The 25,708-nt window shown below is 72.2% G+C and carries 19 protein-coding genes; 3 read left to right on the plus strand and 16 right to left on the minus strand.

Annotated features, from left to right (window positions below; translation table 11 throughout):
- Nucleotides 1–6: 6 nt before the first annotated feature.
- From ACY3FI_RS14585 to ACY3FI_RS14610, 6 genes are all read right to left on the minus strand, one after another.
- Nucleotides 7–3,129, minus strand: a complete 3,123-nt coding sequence (locus tag ACY3FI_RS14585; protein WP_462548331.1) for an alpha-mannosidase — start codon at nucleotides 3,127–3,129, stop codon at nucleotides 7–9.
- A 60-nt stretch (nucleotides 3,130–3,189) separates the two neighbouring features.
- Complete coding sequence (locus ACY3FI_RS14590) at nucleotides 3,190–4,089, minus strand: carbohydrate ABC transporter permease (RefSeq protein WP_462548332.1); 900 nt, start codon at nucleotides 4,087–4,089, stop codon at nucleotides 3,190–3,192.
- 2 nt (nucleotides 4,090–4,091) lie between these two features.
- Entirely contained in the window at nucleotides 4,092–5,042 is a 951-nt protein-coding gene (locus tag ACY3FI_RS14595; protein ID WP_462548333.1) for a carbohydrate ABC transporter permease, read from the minus strand.
- Nucleotides 5,043–5,150: 108 nt separating this feature from the next.
- Nucleotides 5,151–6,512 (minus strand): extracellular solute-binding protein, encoded by a 1,362-nt coding sequence (locus tag ACY3FI_RS14600; protein WP_462548334.1) that lies wholly within the window; start codon nucleotides 6,510–6,512, stop codon nucleotides 5,151–5,153.
- Nucleotides 6,513–6,846: 334 nt separating this feature from the next.
- Nucleotides 6,847–7,704, minus strand: coding sequence for a PhzF family phenazine biosynthesis protein (locus tag ACY3FI_RS14605; RefSeq protein WP_462548335.1), 858 nt, complete (start codon nucleotides 7,702–7,704; stop codon nucleotides 6,847–6,849).
- Complete coding sequence (locus ACY3FI_RS14610) at nucleotides 7,701–8,291, minus strand: DUF805 domain-containing protein (RefSeq protein ID WP_462548336.1); 591 nt, start codon at nucleotides 8,289–8,291, stop codon at nucleotides 7,701–7,703. Before ACY3FI_RS14610 ends, ACY3FI_RS14605 begins: the two co-directional genes overlap by 4 nt.
- 214 nt (nucleotides 8,292–8,505) lie before the next feature.
- Here ACY3FI_RS14610 and ACY3FI_RS14615 point away from each other — a divergent pair, with 214 nt between their 5' ends.
- On the plus strand, nucleotides 8,506–8,934 hold the full coding sequence (locus ACY3FI_RS14615; RefSeq protein ID WP_462548337.1) for a hypothetical protein: 429 nt from the start codon (nucleotides 8,506–8,508) through the stop codon (nucleotides 8,932–8,934).
- Between the two features lie 52 nt (nucleotides 8,935–8,986).
- Here the strand turns inward: ACY3FI_RS14615 and ACY3FI_RS14620 are convergent, their stop codons facing one another.
- On the minus strand, nucleotides 8,987–10,318 hold the full coding sequence (locus tag ACY3FI_RS14620; protein ID WP_462548338.1) for an ROK family transcriptional regulator: 1,332 nt from the start codon (nucleotides 10,316–10,318) through the stop codon (nucleotides 8,987–8,989).
- Between the two features lie 97 nt (nucleotides 10,319–10,415).
- Here ACY3FI_RS14620 and ACY3FI_RS14625 point away from each other — a divergent pair, with 97 nt between their 5' ends.
- Nucleotides 10,416–10,874, plus strand: coding sequence for a GNAT family N-acetyltransferase (locus tag ACY3FI_RS14625; RefSeq protein ID WP_462548339.1), 459 nt, complete (start codon nucleotides 10,416–10,418; stop codon nucleotides 10,872–10,874).
- Complete coding sequence (locus tag ACY3FI_RS14630; protein ID WP_462548340.1) at nucleotides 10,871–11,248, plus strand: MGMT family protein; 378 nt, start codon at nucleotides 10,871–10,873, stop codon at nucleotides 11,246–11,248. The genes ACY3FI_RS14625 and ACY3FI_RS14630 overlap by 4 nt, the downstream gene beginning before the upstream one ends.
- 24 nt (nucleotides 11,249–11,272) lie before the next feature.
- On the opposite strand, the gene ACY3FI_RS14635 is transcribed toward ACY3FI_RS14630, so the two are convergent.
- The 9 genes from ACY3FI_RS14635 to sucC form a co-directional block, all read right to left on the minus strand.
- Nucleotides 11,273–11,698 carry a DUF805 domain-containing protein gene (locus ACY3FI_RS14635; protein ID WP_462548341.1) on the minus strand — a complete coding sequence of 142 codons (426 nt, stop codon included), beginning with the start codon at nucleotides 11,696–11,698 and terminating at the stop codon, nucleotides 11,273–11,275.
- Between the two features lie 37 nt (nucleotides 11,699–11,735).
- Entirely contained in the window at nucleotides 11,736–13,544 is a 1,809-nt protein-coding gene (locus ACY3FI_RS14640) for an ABC transporter ATP-binding protein (protein ID WP_462550371.1), read from the minus strand.
- 110 nt (nucleotides 13,545–13,654) lie between these two features.
- Nucleotides 13,655–15,478: an ABC transporter ATP-binding protein gene (locus ACY3FI_RS14645; RefSeq protein ID WP_462548342.1), complete on the minus strand. Its 1,824-nt coding sequence runs from the start codon at nucleotides 15,476–15,478 to the stop codon at nucleotides 13,655–13,657.
- A 498-nt stretch (nucleotides 15,479–15,976) separates the two neighbouring features.
- A complete protein-coding gene (purH, locus tag ACY3FI_RS14650; RefSeq protein ID WP_462548343.1) occupies nucleotides 15,977–17,599 on the minus strand; it encodes a bifunctional phosphoribosylaminoimidazolecarboxamide formyltransferase/IMP cyclohydrolase in 1,623 nt (540 codons plus the stop codon).
- Nucleotides 17,596–18,189, minus strand: a complete 594-nt coding sequence (gene purN, locus ACY3FI_RS14655) for a phosphoribosylglycinamide formyltransferase (RefSeq protein ID WP_462548344.1) — start codon at nucleotides 18,187–18,189, stop codon at nucleotides 17,596–17,598. The genes purH and purN overlap by 4 nt, the downstream gene beginning before the upstream one ends.
- A 45-nt stretch (nucleotides 18,190–18,234) precedes the next feature.
- Complete coding sequence (locus ACY3FI_RS14660; RefSeq protein WP_462548345.1) at nucleotides 18,235–20,226, minus strand: cell division protein PerM; 1,992 nt, start codon at nucleotides 20,224–20,226, stop codon at nucleotides 18,235–18,237.
- A 139-nt stretch (nucleotides 20,227–20,365) separates the two neighbouring features.
- The gene (locus ACY3FI_RS14665) at nucleotides 20,366–23,227 is read right to left on the minus strand and encodes an IPT/TIG domain-containing protein (RefSeq protein WP_462548346.1); all 2,862 of its coding nucleotides are present in this window, start codon (nucleotides 23,225–23,227) and stop codon (nucleotides 20,366–20,368) included.
- Between the two features lie 205 nt (nucleotides 23,228–23,432).
- Nucleotides 23,433–24,320 (minus strand): succinate--CoA ligase subunit alpha, encoded by an 888-nt coding sequence (gene sucD, locus ACY3FI_RS14670; protein WP_462548347.1) that lies wholly within the window; start codon nucleotides 24,318–24,320, stop codon nucleotides 23,433–23,435.
- A 14-nt stretch (nucleotides 24,321–24,334) separates the two neighbouring features.
- Nucleotides 24,335–25,504, minus strand: a complete 1,170-nt coding sequence (gene sucC / locus ACY3FI_RS14675; RefSeq protein ID WP_462548348.1) for an ADP-forming succinate--CoA ligase subunit beta — start codon at nucleotides 25,502–25,504, stop codon at nucleotides 24,335–24,337.
- Nucleotides 25,505–25,708 lie beyond the last annotated feature (204 nt).

The raw sequence follows: 25,708 nt of genomic DNA on the forward strand, positions 1-25,708 counted from the left end.
CGCCCGCTACGCCCGCCGCACGCGCAACGTCACGATCTCGAACGGCCGCAACGTCAGCACGACCGGCTCCCCCGTCTCCCACGAGCCGCCCTCGACGGGCCGCTCGAGCAGGTCGACGGTCTGCACCGACGCGACGTCGAACCCGAGGTTGACGCCGACGTCCGACGCCCGTCCGCCCGAGGCCTCGTAGAGCCGCACGACGACGTCGCCGGAGCGGTCCTCCGCGAGCTTGACGGCCTCGACGAACACCTGCGGCGACGACACCGTGACGATCGGCTCCACGATGGCCGAGCCCGGCACCGTCCGCACCGGCAGGTTGAGTCGGTAGCCGGAGTCCGCCGCGTCGAGCACCGAGGCGCCGGTCCGGAGCACGGTGTGGAACACGTGGTGCCCCTGGTCGGCGTCCGGGTCCGGGAACGTCGGCGCCCGCAGCAGCGACTCGCGCACGAGGGTGGTCGTCCCGCCGTCCTCCCGTGTCGAGCGCGTGATGTCGTGCCCGTACGTGGAGTCGTTCGCGACGGCGACACCGAAGCCGGGCTCCGCGACGTGCACCCATCGATGTGCGCTCGTCTCGAAGCGAGCCATGTCCCACGAGGTGTTCTGGTGCGTCGGCCGGTCGATGTGGCCGAACTGGATCTCGCTCGACGCCGACGCCGCGCGGACGTCGAGCGGGAACGCGAGCTTGAGGAGCTTCTGGTGCTCGTGCCACTCGACCTCGGTCTCGATGTGCAGCTCGGGCTGCCCGGCGACCGCGGAGTAGCGGGTCGTGATCGACGAGTCCCCGAACGGCCGTGTCACCACCACCGAGGAACCGTCCGCCTCGACGCTCGTCGCGGCCAGGACCGTCCCGTTCCGCTGGTACGCACGGTCGATGTCCCACGCCTCCCACTGGTTCGGGGTGTCCCGGAAGACCGTGTACTGGGCGGCGACGAGTCCCGGCGCGACGGCGTCGCGGCCGCTGGCGTGGTCGACGAACGAGACGACGTGGCCGTCCGCGTCGATCGTCGCGGTGACGACGCCGGTGTCGAGGACGAAGCGGTCGCCCCGCCGCTCGGGAGGCACGGCACCAGCAGACGAGGCCGGCGAACCACCCAGGGCGGTCACCCCTCCAGCCGCGACCGGCGCCGCGTTGAAGCGCACGACCGTCCCGACCTCGGCGCTGCCGCCGGTCCCGAGCGCACCCGGGTCCCGCGGGGCGTCGAGCACGCTGCCGGAATCCCCGGCGAGCGCGGTCGCGGACGCGCCGACCCCGGCGAGCGCCGGCGCCCCACCGCTCGCGAGCGCACGCGTCGAGGACCCGATCAGCCCCTCCAGGACCCCCGCCACGCGGGCGTACTCGGCCTCGGCGTTCTCGTACACCCAGGCGATCGACGACCCCGGCAGGATGTCGTGGAACTGCTGCAGGAGCACGGTGTGCCACACGGACTCGAGCTCGTCGTAGGGGTACTCGACGCCGAGTCGGACGGCGGCGGTCGCCGCCCAGAGCTCGGCCTCACGGAGCAGGTGCTCGGAGCGTCGGTTGCCCTGCTTCGTGCGGATCTGCGACGTGTACGTGCCGCGGTGGAACTCGAGGTACATCTCGCCGGACCACACGGCCGGCGTGGGCAGCGCTGCCTCGAGCTCCTCGAACACCTCGGCGGGGGTGCCGAGGTCGACCCGGGGCGACCCGTCGAGGTCGTGCTGGCGTCGGGCGGCGGCGACCATCTCACGGGTGGGACCGCCACCGCCGTCACCGAAGCCGTAGAGCAGCATCGAGGTGTTCGCGACGCCGCGCTCCTTGTTCTGCCGCTCCCCGCGGTGCAGGTCGGCCGGCGAGACGTCGGAGTTGTAGGTGTCCGCCGGGGGCAGGTGCGTCAGGACCCGGGAGCCGTCGATGCCCTCCCAGAGGAACGAGGTGTGCGGGATGACGTTCGTCTCGTTCCACGAGGGCTTCTGTGTGACGAACCACTTCGAGCCCGCCGCGCGCACGATCTGCGGCAGGGCGCCGGTGTAGCCGAACGAGTCGGGCAGCCAGGCCTCGGTGGTGTCGATGCCGAACTCCTCGAGGAACAGCCGCTTGCCGGCGACGAACTGCCGTGCGAGGGCCTCGCCACCGGGCAGGTTCGTGTCCGACTCGACCCACATGCCGCCGACCGGGATCCACCGGCCCTCGGCCACGCGCTGCTTGATGCGTGCCCAGATCGACGGGTAGCCGTCACGGATCCACGCGTACTGCTGCGCGGACGAGCAGGCGAAGGTGAAGTCCGGGTCCTGGTCCATCAGGTCGAGGACGTTCGAGAACGTCCTGGCGCACTTGCGGATGGTCTCGCGCACCGGCCAGAGCCAGGCGGAGTCGATGTGCGCGTGCCCGACGGCGACGGCCCGGTGTGCGGCGGCGCTCGCGGGGACGGCGAGCGCCGGGGCGAGGACCGCGCGCGCGGCGGCCGCGGTTCCGGCGACGTCGTCGGGGTCGAGCGCGTCGGCCGCCCGTTCGAGCACACGGAGGACGTCCGCTCCGCGGGTGCCGTCGGTGGGCAGCTCGGCCATCAGCCCCCGGAGCACCCAGACGTCCTGCTGCAGCTCCCACACGGTGTCGTCGCGCTCGACGATCTCGAGGGCACGGAGCCGGTAGATCGGGGTGTCGCCCGCGGTGGAGCGGGACCCGAGCGGGGTCTTCCCCTGGAAGTCGTCGCCGCCGATGTCCGGGTTCGCCGCGGCCTCGACGTAGACCTCGAACGAGCCGCCGGGGCCGACTTCGAGGGGGATGGTGTCGTTGCGCGGCTCGATGCCCTTGATCGTCGAGCCGTCCGGCCGCCAGGCGAGCCCTTCGGCCTGGAAACCGGGCTGGCGCTTCGAGAAGCCGAGGTCGACCCGGAGTTCGACGGTCGTGTCCGGCGCCGTCCCGAAGTCGGACGGCACGGTGCCGCGGACCCGGAACCAGGTGGTCCCCCACGGGCGGCCGCCCCAGGCGCTGCCGACCGCGAACGGCGTGTACTCGGCGACGACGGCCACGTCGAAGGGCACGGGCTCGTCCGGCACCTCCCACGCGTCGATCGTGACGGGCGCGGAGCGGCGGAGGACGGCCGGGTCGATGCGGTCCCGTACGAGACGGGCGATCCGGGCTTCGACGAGGGGTTCGTCGTGGTGCATGGAGGTGGTTCCTTTCCAGCAGGGACGGTCGGGCGCAGGGCCCGGGGAGCGTGGTCGGGATCAGCCCTTGATGCCGCCGGCGAGGGCGTTGCCGCCGCCGAGGCCACGGGAGACGATGACGTAGAGGGCGATGACGGGCACGGAGTAGACGATCGAGAACGCGGCGAGCTGCCCGTACGCGACCGCTCCGTTCTGCCCGAAGAAGTTGAAGATGCTCACGGCGGCGGGCACCTTGTCCGGCGAGAGGAGCAGCACGAAGGGGACGAAGAAGTTCCCCCAGGCCTGGATGAACACGAAGATGAAGACGACGGCGATGCCCGGACGCATGAGCGGGACGACGATCCGGGTCAGCGTCGTGAACATCGAGGCGCCGTCGGTCCACGCCGCCTCCTCCAACGAGATCGGCACCGAGTCCATGAAGTTCTTGGCCATCCAGATCGCCATCGGCAGGCTCGTCGCGGCGAGGAAGAAGATGCACCCCCAGATGTTGTCGATGAGGTTCAGCGAGACGAAGAGCGCGTAGACGGGCACCATCATCGCCGTGATGGGCAGGCCGGTGCCGAACAGGATGCTGTACAGGAACGGCTTGTTCACGCGCATCTTGTAGCGGGACAGCGGGTACGCCGCGAGCAGTGCGAACACCACCGTGACCACGGCGGTGCCACCGGAGAGCAGCAGGCTGTTCGCGAGGGGGATGAAGGACAGCTCCGGTGTCAGCACCTTCGCGAAGTTGTCGAGCGTGAACTGCGTCGGGACCTTCACGGACAGCGAGGCCTGCGTGTCGAACGAGGCGAGCACGAGCCAGAGCAGCGGCACCGCGAAGCACACGGCGATCACGAGCAGCACGACGTTCGAGACCCAGCGCATCGTGCGGCCACGGGGTGACGTCATGTGCATCGAACCCGGTGCGGTCACCGAGCGGGTGGCGTTGGCGACGGGTCGGTCAGCGGTGAGGGCCATGGTCAGTCCACCTCCGGCTTGAGTGCCTTGATGTAGATGATCGAGAAGACCGCACCGACCACGAGCAGGATCGTCGCGATCGCCGTGCCGAAGCCGAGCTGCGAGAACTTGAACGCCTCCTGGTACGCCAGGATCGGCAGGGTCGACGAGTTCGTGCCGGGCCCACCGCCCGTCATCACGAAGATGAGCGTGAAGACCGACAGCGTCTGCAGCGTGGTGAGCATGAGGTTCGTCGAGATCGAGCGGCGGATGACGGGCAGCGTGATGTACACGAGCCGCTGCCAGCCGGTGGCGCCGTCGACCTCGGCGGACTCGGTGATCTCCTCGGGCACCTCCTGCACGGCGGCGGAGTACACGAGCATCGAGAACGCGGTGCCGCGCCAGATGTTCGCGAGGATCACGGCGAGCATCGGGTACGTGTACAACCAGTTCGCCCCGGTGATGCCGATGGACGCCAGGAACGTGTTGAGCGTGCCCTCGTCGTTGAAGAAGGCGTAGGCGGCGAACGAGGCGACGATCTCCGGCAGCACCCAGGCCGCCACGACGAAGGTGCCGACGATCGCCCGGACGGCTTTGTTCGCGCTGCGCATCAGGAGCGCGAGGCCGAGGCCGAGCACGTTCTGCCCCACCACCGCCGAGGCGAAGAGGAACACGATCGTCAGGATGACGGACTTCGGGAAGTCCGGGTCGCCGAACAGCTCGACGTAGTTCTGGAAGCCGACGAACTGCTGGTTGGCCGCGTCGACGCCGGTCAGGGCCGAGTTGGTGAACGACCCGTAGAACGAGGACAGGACGGGGCCGAGCAGGAAGACGATGAGCAGGACGACCGCGGGGAGCAGCGGGACGACGCGCGTCGCGTTCCGCGGTCGGCGCCGCTTGCGCGGCACGGGAGGGTCGGTGCGCTTCGGCGCACCGGGCGCCGACAGCGTCGGCGCGAGGGGGGTGCTGGACACGGGTGGTCGCCTTCCGGGTGCGGCAGGGGTTCCGAAGGTGGGGAGGAACGGTCAGGAGGCGCGGTGCGGTGTGGCACCGCGCCTCCAGTCCGTCAGGTGGTCGCGCCGCTAGCCGGCGTCGACCGTCTTGTCCTTGCCGACCACGCCCTCGACGGCCTGGTCGTAGACCTTCGCGGCTTCCTTGGGCGACTGCTGCCCGGTCATCACCGACTCCATCGCGACCTGGATCGCGTTCGAGACCTGCGAGTAGTCACTCGTCGCCGGACGGAAGTTGGTGTGTTCCACCAGCCCCGAGAAGAACTTGAAGGTCGGGTTGGCGTCCGTGTAGGCCGGGTCCTCCGCGACGTCCTTGCGCACGGCGATCTGGCTGTTCTCGGTGTCGTACTTCAGCGAGCCGTCCTTGTTCAGGAACGTCGTGATGAAGTCGAACGCCGCCTTCGGGTTCTTCGACTTCGCGCCGACCGCGAGCGTCCACCCGCCGGACATCGAGTTGTAGCCGGGCGCCTGGCCGTTCTGCGTGGGCATCGGTGCCTGACCCATCACGTCGTTCCACTCGGGCCACGGTGCGGTGCCGGACTTCAGCCAGGTGCCGGACTGCCACGAGCCGTCGAGGTCGATCGCGAGCTTGCCCTCGGGCAGCCACGTCTGCGCGATCGTCGTGCCGACGTTGGTGTCGAGCGCCTGCTGCGGTGTCGGGCCGAGGCCGCCCTGGTAGACGTCCTTCACGAACTGCAGCGAGTCCTGGAACTGCTTCGAGCCCACCACCCACTTCTTGTCCTTGTAGAGGGTGTTGCCGTCGCCGTCCGCGCCGTAGAGCAGCATCTCGAAGCCCTGCATGGTCGAGGCCTCGCCCTGCGCCTTGCCGGAGTAGATGTTGAACGGGATGACGTTCGGGTCCTTCTCCTTGATGGACTTGGCCGCGGAGAGCACGTCGTCCCAGGTCTTCGGCTCCCACGGAACGGGCAGACCGACCTTCTTGAAGACGTCCTTGTTGTACCAGAGGGCCCGGGTGTCGGTCCCCATCGGGACGCCGTAGATCTTGCCGTCGTCACCCTGTCCGGCCTGCTTGGCGTTGTCGTAGAACTGGTCCCACTCGCTCCACTTGTCGGTGTACGCGTCGAGCGGCAGCAGGTAGCCGGCTTCGGCGTCCGCCTTGACGAGGAAGGTGTCCTCGTACATGACGTCCGGCGCGGTGGCCGGCGCCTTGTTCATCAGCGCGAGCTTCGTGTAGTAGTCGTTGCCCTGCGCCTGGATCGGGACGAGGGTGACGTTCTTGCCGGGGTTCGCCTTCTCGTACTCCTTCTTGACGACCTTCATCTGGGCGTCGAGCTGCTGGAAGGCGCCGAACTTCTGGTAGGCGATCTTGATCGTGTCGCTCGAGGCAGAGCCCGAGCTGGAACAACCCGCCAGCCCGACCGCGGCGACTGCCACGGCTGCGAGGCCGGCGATGATTCGGGTGCGGCGTTTCATCGGTGCTCCTTTGCACGGGATGTCCGCGGACTCCGACGCCCGCGCGCAGGATTAGTCCACCGTATGGACTTATCCGTGTCAAGAGTTTTCCGTCACGGATCGGCCACGGTGCGCCGGGGGCGGCGGGGGCCGGGCACGGGCCCGCGCCCGCGCCCGGCGGGACGCTCGCCGGCGCGGTGCGGCGGGCACGATCGGGACGCTCGCCGGGGCGGTGCGGCGGGCACGATCGGGCGTACCCGGCCAGAACGGGCGTACCTGGCCGTTCCGGACCACCAGGTACGCCCGGAACACCTTCCGATCGCGCCCGTTCTGGGAAGGAACGAGCGCCCGGACCTCAGGCGATGCGGGTCGCTCCGCCGCGCACCGTCACGCCGCCGGACGCCGGGACGTCGACGAGCAGCACGCTCGGCCGCCCGACGTGCCGCCCCTGCCGGATCACCACGCGGTCCCCCGCTGACACCGCGCCGACCTCGCGGAGGTACGCGCCCGTCGCGGCCGCGGCCGACCCGGTCGCCGGGTCCTCGGTGATCCGCCCGGCCGGGAACAGGTTCCGCGCCTCGTACTCCAGCGCGCCCGTCCGGTGCAGCACCGTGACCGTCCCGGCCCATCCCGCCTCCCGCTTGAGTTCGGCGAGCCGCACCGGATCGAACCGGAACTGGTGGAACAGGTCCTCGTCCTCGAGCACGACGACCGGGTGCCGGTTGCCGGCAGAGCTCTCGAGCACGGGGAACCCCGGCGCGACGTCTTCGTCGACCAACCCGAGCAACGCGGACAGCTGCGCACGGAGCTCCGGCGCGAGGGGCCGCACCGAGGGCTCGACGCTCGTCATCGCGACCTGCACGACGCCGTCGGCGTCGAGGGTCGTCACGAGCGGCACGGCACCTGCGGCGGTCGTGACCATCGACGCGCCGATGCCGTCCCGCTCGGCGAGGGCGACCGCGGTAGCGACGGTCGCGTGCCCGCAGAACGGCACCTCGGCCGCGGGCGAGAAGTACCGGAGGTGCACGCCGGCCGGGGTCCGACCGACGACGAACGCCGTCTCCGGGTAGGCCACCCGCTGCGCGACCGCGAGCATCTCCGCGTCGGTCATCGCACCGGCGTCGAGGACCACCCCGGCGGGGTTGCCGCCGCCGGGCGCCGCGGCGAACGCGGTGTAGCGGAGGATCTCGGGACCGGGCTGCTCGGTGCTCACCCTCCGACGGTAGCGCGCGGCTCCCCCGGGTCGAGCGGGCCGCCCGGCGTCGCGTGGCCTGCATCGGCGTCGGCGTCCGCGTCCGCGTCCGCGTCGAAGCGTGCGCCCCGCTCGTCGGACGGCAGCGCGAGGAACACCACCAGCGCCACGTTGCCGATCGGCACCGCGGACAGCAGCGTCCACCACCCCGAGCGGTTCGTGTCGTGCAGCCGACGCACGGCGAGCGCGATCCACGGCAGTGCGGTCACGACGAGGACCGCGGTCGCGAGGCCGAGCCCGACCTTCGCCACGGGCGGCAGCGACCCGAGCAGGTACCCCCACACCGGGAAGGGGTTGAACGACGTGAACGCCCGCTCGAGGGTCGCCTGCTCGGACGGGCTCGGCACCTCGGGACGGAACGTCAGGAGCCCGATCGCCCAGGGGATCTGCGCCGCCTGGCCGAGGATGAACGACCACAGCGCCCACCACCAGAACTCGGCTCGGGCCGCTCGTCCGCGGAAGACGACCGCGCCGCGCCAGAAGCGGCCGAACGACGCGGTGAAGGTGGCCTGGTGCCACGGGACGCCGACGGGAGGCTGAGGCTGCATCCGTCCTGTCTACCGGACGGCGCTGAGGAGTCCTCACGCGAACGGCGACCGACGGCGACCGCCCGGCCGCCGCTCGGCGGCCGCTCGCGGGGACCTGGAGGCACGTGGCGGTCCGGCACCGCGCCTCCTGTCCGCCGTCCGGTCCCGACTCCTCCCAGTGGCGGTCGGCAGGATGGTCCGGACCACGCGACCGCGTTCGGTCGGAGAGGACACCGTGTCGGACACCACCAACCACGAGGGCCTGCGAGCCATGATCGACCGTGCCGGGCGGATCACGGCCGAGGAGGCCGAGGCGCTCGACGTCACCTGGAAGGCCGACGAGGCCATCCTGCTGCCGGAGCCGAGTGCGTCGCTCGCCATCCAGGGCGGCGCGGACGGCCGGATGGTGACGAACGCCGAACTCGTCGCAGCCTGGCAGCACGCGCTCGATGCCGCCGGCGCAGCAGGACGGGTCGAGGAGATCGAGGCGGCGCAGGAGGCCGGGCGCGCGGTGCGGCACGGGCACGCACACCTGCGGGACCGCGCCGGTGCGGAGGAGGCCGTCCGCTCGGCGGTCCTCGCGACCGGCGTGCGGGACCTCGTGTCGGACGACGAGTACGCGACGCTCACGGCAGCGTGGCGGAAGGTGCTCGGCGACGCCTGACCCTCAGCGCCGAGGCCGGGTTCGGGACCGGACGACCCGTCCCGGGCCGGCCTCAGTGGCGGATGAGCAGCGCGCTGGCCCGGGGCGAGAGCGCGGCGTCGAGCACGAGGCAGGCCGCCCCGACCGCTGCCACGTCGGCCCCGCGACCGCTGTCCTCGACCGCGATCGGGTGCTTCGGCACGAGGAGCGGCGAACCGACGATCGCCTCGCGCGCGGCGGGCAGCGCGGCAGTCGCGATCCGTGACCAGAACGGGCCGCCGAACACGACGCGGTCGATGTCGAGCAGGTTGACGATGAGCACGACGGCGTTGCCCATCACGGTGCCTGCATCGCGCGCGAGCCCGACGGCCGCGTGGTCCCCGGCCTCGATCGCGGCGCCGAGGGCGTCCCAGGCACGATCCACCCCGGCGAGACCGTCGACGTCGGCGGTCCCCGCGGCGCCCGCGCTGCCCGGCGCACGAGCGGCAGCCTGCGCACCGGCACCGGCACCCGCGTCCGAGTGGACGTCCGCCCCGCCGAGCACCAGCCCCCGCCCCCGCGCCGTCTGCACGAGCCGGTCCGGTGCGACGGCCGCGCCGACCTCGCCGCGGGTGCCCGCGCCGTCCGGTGTCCCCGCGAGCGCCCCCTGCTCGACCATGATGTGCCCCGCGTCGCCCGCGTTGGACCCGACCCCGCGCACGGGCTCGTGGTCGACGACCAGGCCGACGCCGAAGCCGGTCCCGTAGTAGACGAACGCGAAGTTCCGCGTCGAGGACTCCCCCGCCAGGAACATCTCGCCGACGACCGCGGCCGTGACGTCCTTCTCGAGGAGCACCGGGTAGCCGGTCGCCTCGGCGAGCGCGTCGCGCAACGGCACGTCCCGCCAGCGGGGCAGGAAGGGCGGGTCGAGCACGACGCCGGCATCGACGTCGATCGGCCCGGGGCTGGCGATCCCGACCCCGAGCACCGCCTCGACGTCCACCCCGGCGTCCACGACGAGGCCGTCGATCGCGGTCGCGATGGTGCGGACGACCTCCGACGGGTCGACGGCGGAGGGTGTCGACGTCGTCGTCTCCGCGACGACGGTGCCGGCGAGGTCGAGCAGCACGTAGGTGACGACCGCGGGGTCGACGTGCACGCCGACGGCGTACCGGCTGGCGGCCTCGAGTCGGAGGATGGTGCGCGGCTTCCCCCTGCCGGCGACGACCGTGCCGGACTCGACGATCATCCCCGCCTCGATGAGGAACCGCGTGACGTTCGAGACGGTCTGCGCGCTGAGGCCGGTGCGCGCGGCGAGCTCGACACGACTCAGGCCGTCGGGCGAGCGGCGGACGGCGTCGAGCACCACGGTTCGGTTGAACCCGCCGATCGACGGCAGGTTCGCCCCCCGCCGATGGTCCGCCATGCCGCGACACTACCGCGGTCGACGACTCGGCAACGGTGCGGTGACGTTCTCGCCGCGCGCTGGCCCCCGGACGGGTCGCACCGTTAGCCTGAGCGACATGACGGACCTCCGCCTCGAACCACTCTCCGCGTCGACCGCCGCCGCGGCCAACTCGCTGACGCTCAAGCCGGGCCAGGAGCAGTTCGTGCAGCCGACCACCTACGCCGTGGCCGAGTCGGACGTGAAGCCGAGCTCGGCGTGGACCCGGGTGGTCCTCGACGGTGACGAGGTCGTCGGCATGATCATCGGCACGTTCGACGCCGACAACGCGGAGGAAGAGCTCCGGAGCGCGATCTGGCGGGTCAACGTCTCCGCGTCGGCGCAGGGGCGAGGCGTCGGACGCTTCGCGGTGCACGGCCTGGCGGAGGAAGCCCGGAGCCGCGGGTTCGAGCGGCTGACCGTCGTGTACGAGCCCGGCGGCGACGACAGCCCCGAGGCGTTCTTCCGGGCGGTCGGCTTCGAGGTCGTGCGCGAGACGCAGTACGGCGACCACTACGCGGTGCTGACCCTGGCGTGACCGACGCCGAGGACCCCGGCGCACCCGACGCCGAGGACTCCGACCCACCCGACGCCGAGGACTTCGGCGCCGCCGTCGCCGAGGTGGTCCGGAGCATCCCGTCCGGTCGCGTGATGACCTACGGCGACGTCGCCGCGGTGCTCGGCTCCCGGGCGTCCCGCGCGGTCGGCAAGGTGATGGCCCACGAGGGCTCGGACCTGCCGTGGTGGCGCGTGGTCCGGTCCGGTGGGCTGCCACCGGTCCGGCACGAGGCGCGGGCGCTCGAGATGTACCGGGTCGAGGGGACGCCCGTCGTGCAGGGGCGCTCGGCCTGGAGGCTCGACATGCGTCGAGCGCGCTGGTCACCGCTCACGGACGCGGACGACCCGACCTGAGGCGCCCGACCCGACGACCAGCGGTCACGCGTCGAAGCGTGCGCCCTTCGGGTTCGAGGGCAGCAGTGCCATCACGAACAGCACGAGCGAGCCGATCCCGACCACCACGTGCAGGAACTGCCAGAAGCCGGAGAGGTTCGCGTCGTGCAGGCGGCGGGCACCGAGTGCGAGCGAGCCGATCAGCGTGACGAGTCCCCACAGCACGAAGAGGTAGGACCCGACCGGGTTCTCGAGCACCGGGGCGTCCGGCGTGAAGACCTGCGGCACGAGCTGCAGCACGAGCCCGATCGCGAACGACGTGATCCACCACCACCAGTACTCGGAGCGCGACGCCCGCCCGGTGAACACGGTGTACTTGCGCCAGAAGCGCCGCAGGGCCTCGGCGAAGGGGGCGCCGGGGAAGGGTGCGCGCAGCGGCACGCCGCCGGGCTGCACGTCGTCGTTGGTCATGACCCAAGCCAACCACGAGCGTGCAGCCCGTCCGGCGCTACACGAGCGAGTCGCGCCAGGCCGCGTGCAGTTGGGCGAACCGTCCGGTGCCGGCGATGAGGTCCGACGGCGTGCCGTCCTCGACGATCCGTCCGTACTCCATCACGAGCACGCGGTGGGCGATCGCGACCGTCGACAACCGGTGCGCGATGATCACCGCGGTGCGGTCGGCGAGCAGGGTCTCGAGGCCCTCCTGCACGAGCCGCTCGGACGGGATGTCGAGCGACGCCGTCGCCTCGTCGAGGATGAGCACCTTCGGGTCCGCGATGAACGCCCGGGCGAAGGACAGCAGCTGCCGCTGCCCCGCCGACACCCGGCCGCCGCGCTTGTTCACGTCGGTGTCGTACCCGTCCGGCAGCGCCGCGATGAACTCGTGCGCGCCGACCGCACGTGCCGCCGCCTCGATCTCGGCACGGGACGCCCCGGGCTTGCCGAGCGCGATGTTGTCCGCCACGGTGCCGGAGAACAGGTAGGCCTCCTGCGTCACCATGACGATCGCGCGTCGCATGTCCTTCGGGTCGAGGTCGCGCAGGTCCACGCCGTCGAGCTGCACCGACCCGGTCGTCGGGTCGTAGAAGCGCGCCATGAGCTTGGCGAGCGTCGACTTGCCGGCGCCGGTCGACCCGACGAGGGCGATGGTCTGCCCCGCGGGGATGTGCAGGTCGAACTCCGGGAGCACGACCTTGCCGGCGTTGTACGAGAACTCGACCCCGTCGAAGTCCATCCGTCCGGTGGCGTCCGGCAGCCGCACGGGCTTCACCGGGTCCGGCACGCTCGGCCGCTCCTCGAGGACGCCGGAGATCTTCTCCATGGCCGCCGAGGCCGACTGGTACCCGTTGTAGAACATCGCGAGTTCCTGCGCCGGGTCGAAGAACCGCTTGGCGTACAGCGCGACCGCGAGCAGCGCACCGACCTCGAGCGACCCGCCGACGATCCGGAAGCCGCCGACGATGACGACCGCCGCGAGCGTCGCGTTGCCGATGAGCACGAGCACGGGGTCGAAGGTCCCGAACAGGTTGAACACCTTCGTGTTCGCCACCCGGTACTGCTCGACGTAGCCGCCGTACTCGTCGCGGTTGCGGGACTCCTTCCGGAACGCCTGCACGGCGCGGATGCCGGTCATCGTCTCGACGAAGTGCACGATGACCCGCGCCGACGTGGTGCGGGTGGCGCGGAACAGCGTCTGCGACCGCGTCTGGAACCAGCGGATCAGGAACCACAGCGGCACGAGGGACAGCGCGAGCACGAGACCGGACGTCGGGTCGAGCACCACGAGGGCGATCGCCGTGAACACCATGTAGAGCACGCCCTGGATGAGCTGGTTCAGCCCGGAGTCGAGCAGCTCGCGGATCGAGTCGAGGTCGCTCGTCTGGCGGGAGATGATCCGGCCGGACGTGTACGTCTCGTGGAACTCGAGCGAGAGCCGCTGCGTGTGCAGGAACACCCGCTTCCGCAGGTCGAACAGGATGGCCTGGCTGATCCGCGCCGCGAGCACGGTGTACCACGCCGTGAGCACGGCACCGAGGATCGCCACCACGACGTAGGTGGCGACGACGCCGAACGCGGGCACCCAGTCGTTCTCGTCGAGCACCGCGGGCAGGGCGTTGTCGATGCCCCAGGCGATCAGTGCCGGGCCGGCGACGGTGCCGGCGGTGGAGACCACCACGACGACACCGAGCCAGACGAGGCGCAGCTTGAGCGGCGCCGCGAGCGAACCGAGCAGGGCGAGGGAGCGGCGCCGCAGGCGCTTGCTCTCCGCCTTCGTGTAGTCCTGGCGCTCCTCGCCGCGCACGCCCAGGGTGGTGATCGACGCGGTGATCGGCGCGGCAGCCTGCGCGTCCGCAGCCTCGTCGAGGACGGCATCCGCGCCTCCCGGGCCGGCTGCCGTGTCGACGGGCGGGTACTGGTCCTGCTGGCTCATGCCATCGCCTCCTCTCGGGCGGGTGCGTCGTCCTCGTCGAGCGAGGAGATGACGTAGCGGTAGTGCTCGTTGGTGGCCATCAGCTCCGAGTGGGTGCCGACGGCGGTGATCCGGCCGTTCTCCATGAGCGCCACGCGGTCGGCGAGCGTCACGGTGGACGGACGGTGGGCGACGATCAACGACGTCGTGTCCGCGAGGACACGACGCAGACCGGCCTCGACGCGTGCCTCGGTGTCGACGTCGAGCGCGGACAGCGGGTCGTCGAGCACGAGCACCGCCGGCCGCGCGGCGATCGCCCGGGCGAGCGCCAGGCGCTGCCGCTGACCACCGGAGAGCGACAGGCCCTCCTCACCGACCCGGGTGTCGACGCCCTCGGGCAGGTCGTCGACGAACGACGCCTGCGCGATGTCGAGCGCCTCGCGCATGATCCGCTCCGCCTCGTCGCCGGACAGGTCCGGACGCCCGAGCAGCACGTTGTCACGGACCGACGTCGAGAACAGCGTGGCGTCCTCGAAGGCGACCGCGACGTGCCGACGCAGCTCCGCGCGGGTGAGCCGCCGGATGTCGACGCCGTCGATCGTGACCGATCCCCCGGTCACGTCGTACAGGCGCGGGACGAGCGCGAGCAGCGTCGTCTTGCCGCTGCCGGTCAGCCCGACGAGCGCCATCGTCTCGCCCGGTTCGAGCCGCAGCTCGACGCCGTTCACCAGGTCCGGGTACTGCGCCGGGGAGTCCTGGTACCGGAAGTGCACGTCGTTGAACGCGAGTGCACCGTGCGGCTCGGCGATGGTCTCCGGCTCGGTCGGCTCCTGGATGGTGTTCTCGGAGTCCATCACCTCGAAGAAGCGGTCGACCGCCGTGCGGGTGTCGAACGTCATCGACAGGAAGAAGCCGATCGACTCGATCGGGAACCGCAGCACCGTCGCGGTCGCGAAGAACGCGAAGAGCTGGCCGACCGTCATCTCGCCCTGCGAGGCGAGCCAGATGCCGGCGAGCAGGCAGAGCGCGAAGGCGACGTCGGGCACGAGCAGCAGCCACAGCCAGATGCTCGCGATGGCCTTCGCCTTCTCGATCTCGGTGCCGCGCAGCGCCTCGGCCTGCTCGCTGAACTCCTCGAGCTTGCTGCGGCCGCGACCGAACGCCTTGAGCACGCGGATGCCGTGCACCGACTGCTCGACGCTCGTCGCGAGGTCGCCGACCTGGTCCTGGCTGCGCCGTGCGACGACGGAGTACTTCCGCTCGAACAGCAGCGCGGTCACCCAGATCGGGATGCAGGCCACCAGGAAGATGAGCCCGAGCAGCCACCCGAAGGTGAACAGGACCACGAAGCCGACCGCGATCGTGACGATGTTCACCACGAGCAGGACGACACCGAAGGCCAGCCACCGTCGGATCAGCGACAGGTCGGACACCGAGCGGGAGAGCAGCTGCCCGGACTCCCAGCGGTCGTGGAACGACACCGGCAGGTCCTGCAGCTTGGCGTACAGCGCGTTGCGCATGCTCGACTCGATGCGGGTCGAGGGGCGCATCACGAGCCGACGGCGCGAGGCGATGAAGAACGCCTCGAGCGCCCCGAGCGCGAGCACGGCGAGGCCGGCCGGCCAGATCTGCGAGGCGTCGCGCGACGACAGCGGGCCGTCGACGAGCCACTGCAGCACGTAGGGGATGGCGAGCGCCACGAGGGAGGCGCCCATCGCCGCCGCCACACCGCTGAGCAGGCGCCAGCGGTAGGGCTTGACGTACGGCGAGATGCGCGCGATCGCGCGCAGGGTCGAGGGTCGGTCGGTGGACGGGCGCGCCTGGTCTGGCGTCTTGGACATGCGTGCGTCCTCGTGCGTCGTGCCGGGTCCCCCGGGTCGGCTCTGGGCCGGTCTGGAGGCTCGGTGTCCGTTGCGTGGTGGTCGTCGGCCGAGCGGGCGGCCGGGTCCGGACCCGTCCTCACCCCTGGCGGGGCGGGTGCGGCCGGTCGGCGGCTCGCCGCCGCTGAGGCGGCGTCGGTTCGGTCGGAGTGCTCCCGGCGGACGGCTCGTCCTCCGGGGTCTGCGTGGTCGGGCTGTGGGAGCAGCCCTACGCGGCCAGCGGTGCCGGGACCGTCGCCGGTCGTGCGTCGGGAGCGGTCCCCACGACGGCTCCGACGTCCGCACGGCCGATCGTCGCCGCGGTCATGGTCGTCGTGTCCATCGTCACTCCAGTCGTCGTCGTCGTCACCGTTGTGTCCGCGGTGCCGCCGGTCCGGAGGGATCGTCGGTGTCTGCCGCGGAGCCTTACAGACTATTCACGGTCCTCCGTGCCGCGCAACGGGTCCGAGGTAGATCGACTCAGTGGAAGAAGTGTCGCTCGCCCGTGAGGTACATCGTCACGCCGGCAGCCTGGGCCGCCGCGATCACCTCGTCGTCGCGGACGCTGCCCCCGGGCTGCGCCACGGCGCGGACCCCGGCGTCGAGCAGCACCTGCAGCCCGTCGGCGAACGGGAAGAACGCGTCCGACGCCGCGACGCTGCCCGCGGCACGCTCGCCCGCTCGCTGCACCGCGAGGTGGCACGAGTCGACGCGGTTGACCTGGCCCATGCCCACGCCGACGCTCGCCCCCTGGTTCGCCAGCAGGATGCCGTTCGACTTCACCGCGCGGCTCGCCTTCCACGCGAACGCCAGGTCGGCCAGGGTCTGCTCGTCCGCCGGCTCGCCCGCCACCAGGGTCCAGGTGGACTGGTCGAAGGCGGTGAAGCGGTCGGCGTCCTGCACGAGGAAGCCGCCGGAGATCTGCTTGACCTCGCGCTCGGCGAGGGCGAAGTCGGCCGGCAGCGTGAGCAGGCGGATGTTCTTCTTGCGGGACAGGATCTCGACCGCCTCGGGGTCGAAGCCCGGCGCGACGACCACCTCGGTGAAGATGTCGGCGACGGTCTCGGCCATCGTCCTGGTGACCGGACGGTTCGCGGCGATCACCCCGCCGAACGCCGACAGCGGGTCGCAGGCGTGGGCGGCCGCGTGCGCCGACGCGATCGGGTCGGCGGCGTCCACCGGGGCGACCGCGATGCCGCACGGGTTCGCGTGCTTGATGATCGCCACGGCCGGTTCGTCGAAGTCGTAGGCGGCACGGACCGCCGCGTCGGCGTCGACGTAGTTGTTGTACGACATCTCCTTGCCGTGCAGCTGCGTCGCCTGTGCGATGCCGGTCCCCCCGGCCTGTGTGTAGAGCGCAGCGGCCTGGTGGGCGTTCTCGCCGTAGCGGAGCGTCGCCGCGAGGTCGGCGCGGAACGCGAGCGTCGCGTCGAAGGAGCCGGGGGTCTCGACGTCGCTCGCCGCGGTCTGCTCGACGACGTCGGTCGCGAAGTAGCTCGCCACCGCGGTGTCGTACGCGGCGGTGTGCGCGAAGGCCTGCGCCGCGAGCCGCTTGCGGAGCGCGAGGGTCGTGCCGCCGGCGCGGACGGCCTCGACGACCTCGGCGTAGGCGGACGGCGAGACGACGATCGCCACGTTCGGGTGGTTCTTCGCCGACGCGCGGACCATGGCCGGGCCGCCGATGTCGACGTTCTCGACGACGGTCGCGGCGTCGGCGCCCGAGGCCACCGTCTCGACGAACGGGTAGAGGTTCACGACCACGAGCTCGAACGGCGCGATGCCCAGGTCGGCGAGCTGCTGCTCGTGCGACTCGAGACGCAGGTCGGCGAGCAGGCCCGCGTGCACGGACGGGTGCAGCGTCTTCACGCGACCGTCGAGCGACTCCGGGAAGCCGGTCACACTCGCGACGTCGGTCACCTGGTACCCGGCGTCGCGGATCGTCTGCGCCGTGGAGCCCGTCGAGACGAGCTCGACGCCCGCGTCGGCGAGCGCTCCGGCGAGCTCGAGCAGGCCGGACTTGTCGCTCACCGAGATGAGCGCGCGACGCACGGGCACGACGTCCCGGTCGCGGTACAGGCTGGGGTCGGCTGCGTGCACGCTCATGCGCTCGGGGTGCCCTTCAGGTCGGTGGTGCCGTTGGCGATGTCGAGGATGGTCTGGATGAGGAGCCGTCGCTCGACGGGCTTGATGCGGTCGTGGAGCGTCGACTCGGAGTCGCCCGGCAGCACCGGCACACGCTCCTGCGCGAGGATCGGGCCGCTGTCGACGCCGTCGTCGACCTGGATGACGCTCGCGCCGGTCTCGGTGACGCCGGCCGCGAGGGCGTCCCGCACGCCGTGCGCGCCGGGGAACTCGGGCAGGTACGCCGGGTGGGTGTTGATGATCGCGGGGCCGAACTCCGAAACCACGGCAGGCGGCAGCAGGCGCATGAGGCCGGACAGCACGAGCAGGTCCGGGGTCCACGTGCGGATCTGCGCGGCGAGCTCGGCACCCCACTCCGCACGCGTGGCGAAGCGCGAGAACGGCACCGTGAAGGTGGGGATCCCGTACTCCTCGCCGAGACCGAGGCCCTCGGCGTCGCGGTCGGCTCCGATGGCGACGACCCGTGCCGGGTACTCGGCGTCGAGGGTCGCGTCGAGGAGGGCCCGGAGGTTCGAGCCGGTACCGGAGATCAGGACGACCAGTTCGAGCACGGTGACAACCCTACCGGCGACCGGGTGGTGTGCGACGGCCGTGCGTCAGCGTCGGTCGGACGGCTTCCGCCACCAGGGCAGCTCGTCCTCGGGGATCTGGTCGGTGCGGTCCCACGTCGGGGCCCCCTGGGCACCCGACGGCCGAGGTGCGGGAGCGTCGGCGTCGGCGTCGGCGTCGTCCCGCCCGGCGACGAACTCCTCGGTGCTCCACGGGAACGCGGGCTGTGCGTCGGTGTGCTCCGGGTCGGAGTCCGTCGGAGCGGAGGTCGCCGCCGGTGCCCCCTCGTCGTGGACGGCGTCAGCACCGGTCACGCGGTCGCGGAGCCCCTCCGCACGGTCGCGGAGACCGTCGGCGGCACCGCGCAGCCGGTCCCGGAGGGCTCCGCCACGCCCCGCACCGGCGCGGGGAACGGGGGCGTCGGCGAGCCGGTCGGCGGCGACCACGTCGGTGCGCGCCCACTCGGGCAGCGGGACGTCCGTCTCGGCGTGCACCGGTGCGGGGACGACGGACGGGGCGCTGCCCGGGGCGGCGTCGGCGGTGGTCGGGCTGCCGGTAGCGAGGGGCCCACCGGCGGGAGACCCGTCCGGATCGCCGGGGTGGACGCCCGCGCTGGTCGGCTCCCCGTGCGCCTCCTCGACCACGAAGCGGTGCACCTCGGTGGTGCGCCCGGCCCCGGCCTCGTCGAGCGCGGCGAGCAGCGATCCCGTCCGGAGATCGTCGGCGTCCGACCGGGCGTCGGCGTCGGACCGGGCGTCGGCGTCCGCCGAGCCCTCGTCCTCGTCCCCGTGCCAGCGCTCGCGACCGAAGCCACCAGCGGGCAGCCGGACGAGGTCGCTCCCGATCGCCAGGGCCACCGCTGCCGGCAGGCCGACCTCGAGCGCCGCGAACGCGCCGACGACGAACGCGTGCGGTCCGACGTCGGCGAGCCGTCCGGGGCCGAACGACCCCGACGTGAGCCAGGCGGTCCCGCCCGCGAGCAGCCCGGCGACGACACCCGCGGCGATGCCGCCGAGTGCCCGGTGCAGCGCGGTGTCGGCGCTGCCCAGCGCGCGGACGAGCCGCGGGCGGAGGAGACCGCCGACCACGAACCCGGCGATCACCGGCACGAGGACCCAGACGAGCCCGAAGGTGTGCCCCGAGGCGGGCAGCGCGCCGAACACCGGCAGCCCGGGGATCGGGCCGAGGACGGTGCCGACCGGCGAGACGCTCGACCCGGTGCCGATCGCGAACCCGGGGCCGACGATCCAGGCGACCGCCCAGCCCACGAAGTCCGGCAGGAAGGCGAGCTGTCCGACGGTGAGCGCGATGCCGCCGACGACCCCCGCGTGCGAGCGCTCGTAGAGCGCGATGACCTCGGCGAACGAGGTGAACAGCAGGAGGGTGACGACGATCCCGGCGACCGCGACCACCGCGGCGGTGGCGGCGGTCCCGGCACGGAGTCCGAACCCGACGACGGCGCGCCAGACGGCGGGGACGCGGTCGACCTGGTCGAGCACGCGCTGCGTGAGGGCGTCGGCGGGCAGGCCGCGACGGCGTCGGCACACCTCGGAGGTGACGAGGGCGGGGACGCCGAACCAGAGTGCGGGCAACACGACGGCCTGCCAGACGACGGCGTCGACCGCGGCGGTCCTCGTCGACAACGCGACGGCGAGTCCGAGGACCGCGACCGCGGCGGTACCGACGACCAGGCCGGTCGTGCGGTGCTCGGTCTCCGCGAACCGTCGTCCGGCGCGTCCGCCGAGCCAGGCGGTGACCATCGCGAACCCGAGGGCGGCGAGCGTGACGTGGATCGGGTCCGCGGCGCCGCTCACCCCGGACGACTTCGCGAGGGCCGAGCCGAGCACGAAGGACACGTCCACGCCGTGCCCGACGAGCCAGACGCTGCCCGCGGCGGTCCAGAAGACGTCCCAGTCGACCTGGAGTCCGTACTCGAACCCCCAGAGCAGCGTCAGCGGCACGACGGCGATCCCGAGGCCGACACCGACCGTCACGACCGCCTCGATCGCGGCGAGCAGTGCGGTTCCCAGGCGGTTCATCGCAGCGAGGATACGTCCCGCCGTCGCCGCCGCGACCTCGCCGCGCGGCCGGCCCGGAGACTCAGGCCGGGCGCAGACGGACGGGAGGCGCGGTGCCAGCCGGCACCGCGCCTCCCGTCCGACCCGTGGTCGCGTCCTGTCAGCGAGCCGTCCGACGGCGGCGAGCGGCCACCAGCACCCCGAAACCGAGGAACAGCAGGAGCCCGCCCGCGGCGAGCGGTCCGCTGACGTCTGCGCCGGTGAACGCGAGGGCGCCAGGCGCCGTCGGTCCGGACGCGCTGCCCGGCGCCGACGCAGGCGGCATCGACCCGATGACGGGCTGCACCGGCCCCACTGCCGACAGGCCGGTGACGACGCCGGAGCGGTCGACGGCGAACCAGAGGTGCGCCGCACGGTCGCCGGCGGTGACGACGAGCTCGTGGCTCCCTGCCTCGAGTGCGGGCAGCGTGACCTCCTGGTCGAGGGACCCGGTGGCGTCGGTGGTCCCGGTGAACAGCGTGGTCGGCGTCGAGTGCACGACGGCCGTGACGGCCTCGCCCGCTGCGAAGCCGGACGCCACGATCCGCACCCGGGCACCCACGACGCGGTCGCCCTGGTCGAAGGCCGGGTCGAGCACGAGGGCGGGGGTGGTCTCGTAGGTGAACGACTGCGCGGCCGTCGCCGAGCCCCAGCGGTTCGTGACGGTGACGTCCACCGCGTCACCCGCGGCACGCGCGGCGGCGACGGGCACGACCACGGACAGGGAGCCGGCGGTGTTCGTCGCCGTCGTGTCGACCGATGCGTCCACGCCGCCGACGGTCACGGTGGCCCCGGTGAGGTCGGTGCCGGTGACCGTGACGGTCTGGCCGGCATGGCCCGACGCCGGGGATACTGCGGTCACGGTCGGCGCGGACGACGCGACCACCAGGCCGACCTCGACCGAACCGCGGTAGCCGTCGGCTCCGGTCGCGGTCACCGTGACGTCGAAGGTGCCCTGCTCGGTCGGCGTGCCGGCGAGCGTGCCGTTCTCGGCGAGTGTCAACCCGTCCGGCAGCGAGCCGGCGGTGATCGAGAAGCGGTGCGTGGCGCTCTGGTCACCGGACGCCGCGAACTCCTGCGAGTACGGCTCCCCCTGCTTGCCGTCGGGCAGCGTCCCGGGCGTGACGGTGACGACCGGGGCCGAGTAGGTGAACCGGGCAGCTGCGGAGGTGGCGCTCGGCCCGCCGGCCGACGTGACCACCACGTCGACCGGGCCCGGCTCGGTCGCACGGGGGCTGGTCGCGGTGATCGAGGTCGGGGAGTCGACGACGGCGGTGACCGTGGTGTCCCCGAACGAGACCGTCGTGGGTCCGGAGAACCCCGTCCCGGTGATGGTCACGTCGGTGCCGCCGGAGACGGAGCCCGACGCCGGCGTGATGCTGCTGACGGTCGGCACGGGTTCGGCCACCACGAGGGCGTAGCTCCGTGATCCCCGTGTGCCGTCGACGTCCGAGGAGTTGGCCGTGGCGGTGAACGTGAACGCCCCCGCCACGGTGGGCGTCCCGATCAGTCTGCCGAGCGGCGAGAGCGTCACACCCGGCGGCAGGGTTCCGGCCGTGACGGAGAAGGCGTACGGCGAGGTGCTCCCACTCGCAGTGAGCGTCTGGTCGTACGCCACACCGGACGTCGCCGAGGCGAGGGTCGCCGGACTGACGACGACCGTCGCCGGCTGGACGGTGACCTGGTCACCCGGACCGGTCGCGCTCGTGCCGCTCGGGTTCGTGACGCGGACGTCGACGGTGCTCGCGGGCAGGGCGGCGGAGATCGACGCCGTGATCGAGGTGTCGGACACGACCGTGAAGGAGCCGGCCGGGTAGCTGCCGAAGGAGACGCCGGTCGTGCCGGTGAACCCGTTGCCCGCGATCGTGACGGGGTACCCCCGCTGCACCGTTCCGGGGCTGACCGAGGAGACCGTCGGCGCCGGCGTGTACGTGAAGGCCCCGACCACCGGGTAGGAGAGACCGCTGACCATCCGGACGTCGACCCGCTGCGCGCCGTACAGAGGCTGCGGCTGCGCCGGGACCGTGGCCACGATCTCGGTCTCCGAGGACGACTGCACCGGCGCGCGGACGCCGGCCACGGACACGGAGGCTCCCTGGAGACCCGACCCGGTGATGGTGATCCGGTCTCCCGGGAAGCCCGAGGCGGGCGACACGAGGGTGAGCTTGGACGGCCAGGAGAACGTGACGGAGCCGTTGCCACCGTGGTTCGCAACGGCACCGCTGAGGGCGCCCGCGAAGTACGACCCGCCGCCACCGCCACCGCCGGCGCCGCCGTTCGCGAACTGTCCGGCACCGCCACCGCTGTAGCCGCCGCCGCCGCCGCCAGCGACCGAGCTGGACGCCCCGCCACCGCCGAACCCGCCGGCCCGTCCACCGGCACCACCGGCGCCACCGGCGGCGAGGGAGGCGCCCGCGCCCTGTCCGGTCCCGCCGCTGAGCAGACCGCCGCCGCCGGCGCTGGACGCGCCCGAGCCGCCGGACCCGCCGGTCCCACCGGCGCCGCCGCCGTTGTCGCCGGTCACGCCCGCCGTGGTGGTCGAGGCGGCGAAGCCGTACCGGTTCGAGCCGGTGCCGCCGCCGCCACCGGCGACCGCGAGGATGCCGGCCTGGTCGGGGGTCGTGTAGATGAACGAACCGCCACCACCGCCGCCACCGCTCGAGTACTGCTGTCCGTTGGCACCCATGGTGCCGACGAGGATGTTCAGCTGCTGACCCGGGATGACCGACAGCGTGCCCGTCAGTTCGGCACCAGCGGCACCGGCGCCGTAGCCGGCGCCACCCTGCGCACCCGCGATGTCGACGTAGATCTCGGAGACACCGGGAGGGACCGTGAAGGTCTGCACATTGCCGGAGGCCGGGAAGCCCTGTGAGTCGTCCTGCGACGCGGCGGACGCCGGGATGGCCGTGCCGACGAGTGCGGCCCCGGCGATGGTGCCGAGGGCGATGCCGGCCGCGAGCGCGCGTGAACGGAGTGCGTGCATGGAGTTCGGGTCTCTCGTTCTGTGGACGATGCGCGCTCATCCTGGCAGTCGGGGACGGCGCACCCAGCGGCCCGCGTACCCCCAGAACGAGGCGACTGCGGACAGTGGACAGCGCCAGGAGTAACGGCGGGAGGAAGACGGACGGGAGGCGCGGTGCCAGCCGGCACCGCGCCTCCCGTCCGACCCGTGGTCGCGTCGTGTGCCGCTAGCGCGCGGCGACCACCTCGCGAAGCAGCGCGGCCGTCTCGGACGGCGTCTTGCCGACCTTCACGCCCGCCGCTTCGAGCGCCTGCTTCTTCGCCTCTGCGGTACCGGCGGATCCGGAGACGATCGCACCGGCGTGGCCCATGGTCTTGCCCTCGGGGGCGGTGAAGCCCGCGACGTACCCGACGACCGGCTTCGTGACGTGCGCCTTGATGTAGTCGGCCGCGCGCTCCTCGGCGTCGCCGCCGATCTCGCCGATCATCACGATCGCCTCGGTCTCGGGGTCGGCCTCGAACGCGGCGAGCGCATCGATGTGCGTCGTCCCGATGACCGGGTCGCCGCCGATGCCGATGGCGGTCGAGAAGCCCAGGTCACGGAGCTCGTACATCATCTGGTAGGTCAGCGTGCCGGACTTCGAGACCAGGCCGATCGGGCCCTTGCCGGTGATCGTCGCCGGGGTGATGCCGACGAGCGACTCCCCCGGCGTGATGATGCCGGGGCAGTTCGGGCCGATGATGCGGGTCTTGCCGCCGAGGGCCTTCGCGTGCGCCCAGAAGGCGGCGGAGTCCTGCACGGGGATGCCCTCGGTGATCACGACGACGAGCGGGATCTCGGCGTCGATGGCCTCCATCACGGCGTCCTTCGCGAACGCCGGCGGGACGAAGACGATCGAGACGTCGGCACCGGTGGTGTCGATGGCCTCGCGCACCGAGCCGAACACCGGCAGCTCGACGTCACCGTGCGTGACGGTCGTACCCGCCTTGCGGGCGTTCACGCCACCGACGACCTGCGTGCCGGCCTTGAGCATGAGCGCGGTGTGCTTCGTGCCCTCGCCGCCGGTGATGCCCTGGACGATGACCTTCGAGTCCTTGTTGAGGAAGATCGACATTGCTCTGGTGCTCCTTACGCCGCGGCCGCGGCGAGCTCGGCGGCCTGCTCGGCCGCATCGTCCATGGTCTCGGCGACGGTGACGAGCGGGTGCGCCGCCTCCGCCAGGATCCGACGTCCCTCGTCCACGTTGTTGCCGTCGAGGCGGACGACGAGCGGCTTGGTGGCCGCGTCGCCGAGGATGCCGAGCGCGGCGACGATGCCGTTCGCGACGGCGTCGCAGGCGGTGATGCCGCCGAAGACGTTGACGAAGACGCTCTTCACCTGCGGGTCACCGAGGATGACGTCGAGGCCGTTCGCCATGACCTCGGCCGAGGCGCCGCCGCCGATGTCGAGGAAGTTCGCGGGCTTCACGCCGCCGTGGCGCTCACCGGCGTAGGCGACGACGTCGAGCGTCGACATGACGAGCCCAGCGCCGTTGCCGATCACGCCGACCTCGCCGTCGAGCTTCACGTAGTTCAGGCCGTGCTGCTTCGCCTTCGCCTCGAGCGGGTCCTCGCTCGCGGTGTCCTCGAGGTCCTTGTGCGCCTCGTGGCGGAAGTCGGCGTTCTCGTCGAGCGAGACCTTGCCGTCGAGCGCGAGGATCTGACCGTCGCCGGTCCGGACGAGCGGGTTCACCTCGACGAGGGTGGCGTCCTCGCCCGCGAAGACGTCGTACAGCTTCACGAAGACGTCAGCGACCTGGTCCTGGAGCCCGGAGGGGAAGCCCGCCTGACGTGCGATGTCGAGCGCCGCCTCCTTGTTGATGCCGGTGAGGGGGTTCACCTCGACGCGCGCGAGCGCCTCGGGCTTCTCGACCGCGAGCTGCTCGATCTCCATGCCGCCCTCGACGCTGACGAGCGACAGGTACGAGCGGTTCGCCCGGTCGAGCAGCACCGAGAAGTAGAACTCCTCGGCGATGTCGGCGCCCTGGGCGACCATCACGCGCTGCACCGTGTGTCCCTTGATGTCGAGGCCGAGGATCGCCTTCGCGTGCTCGTACGCCTCGTCCGGGGTCTTCGCGACCTTCACACCGCCGGCCTTGCCGCGACCGCCGACCTTCACCTGCGCCTTGACGACGACCACGCCGCCGATCCGCTCGGCGGCCGCCTTCGCCTCCTCGGGGGTGTCGGCGGTGATGCCCTGCAGCACAGGGACGCCGTAGGACTCGAAGAGGTCCCTGGCCTGGTACTCGAAAAGATCCACGCTGTTCTTCTTCCCGCACGGTTCGTGCGATCGGCATCGGTCATCGGGTCGCACTCACCATCGAGGGTCGCTCGATGTCGAGACAACGGCCGCGCCCACCATACCGCCGCCGGGTGGACGGCTCACCGGGCCGGACGACCGGCTCCCGGTCCGGGCGGCCGGCTCCCCCCGGTCCGGGCGACTGGTCCCTCGGTCCGGGTGGCC

It is taken from the genome of Curtobacterium sp. RM9, assembly GCF_054956955.1.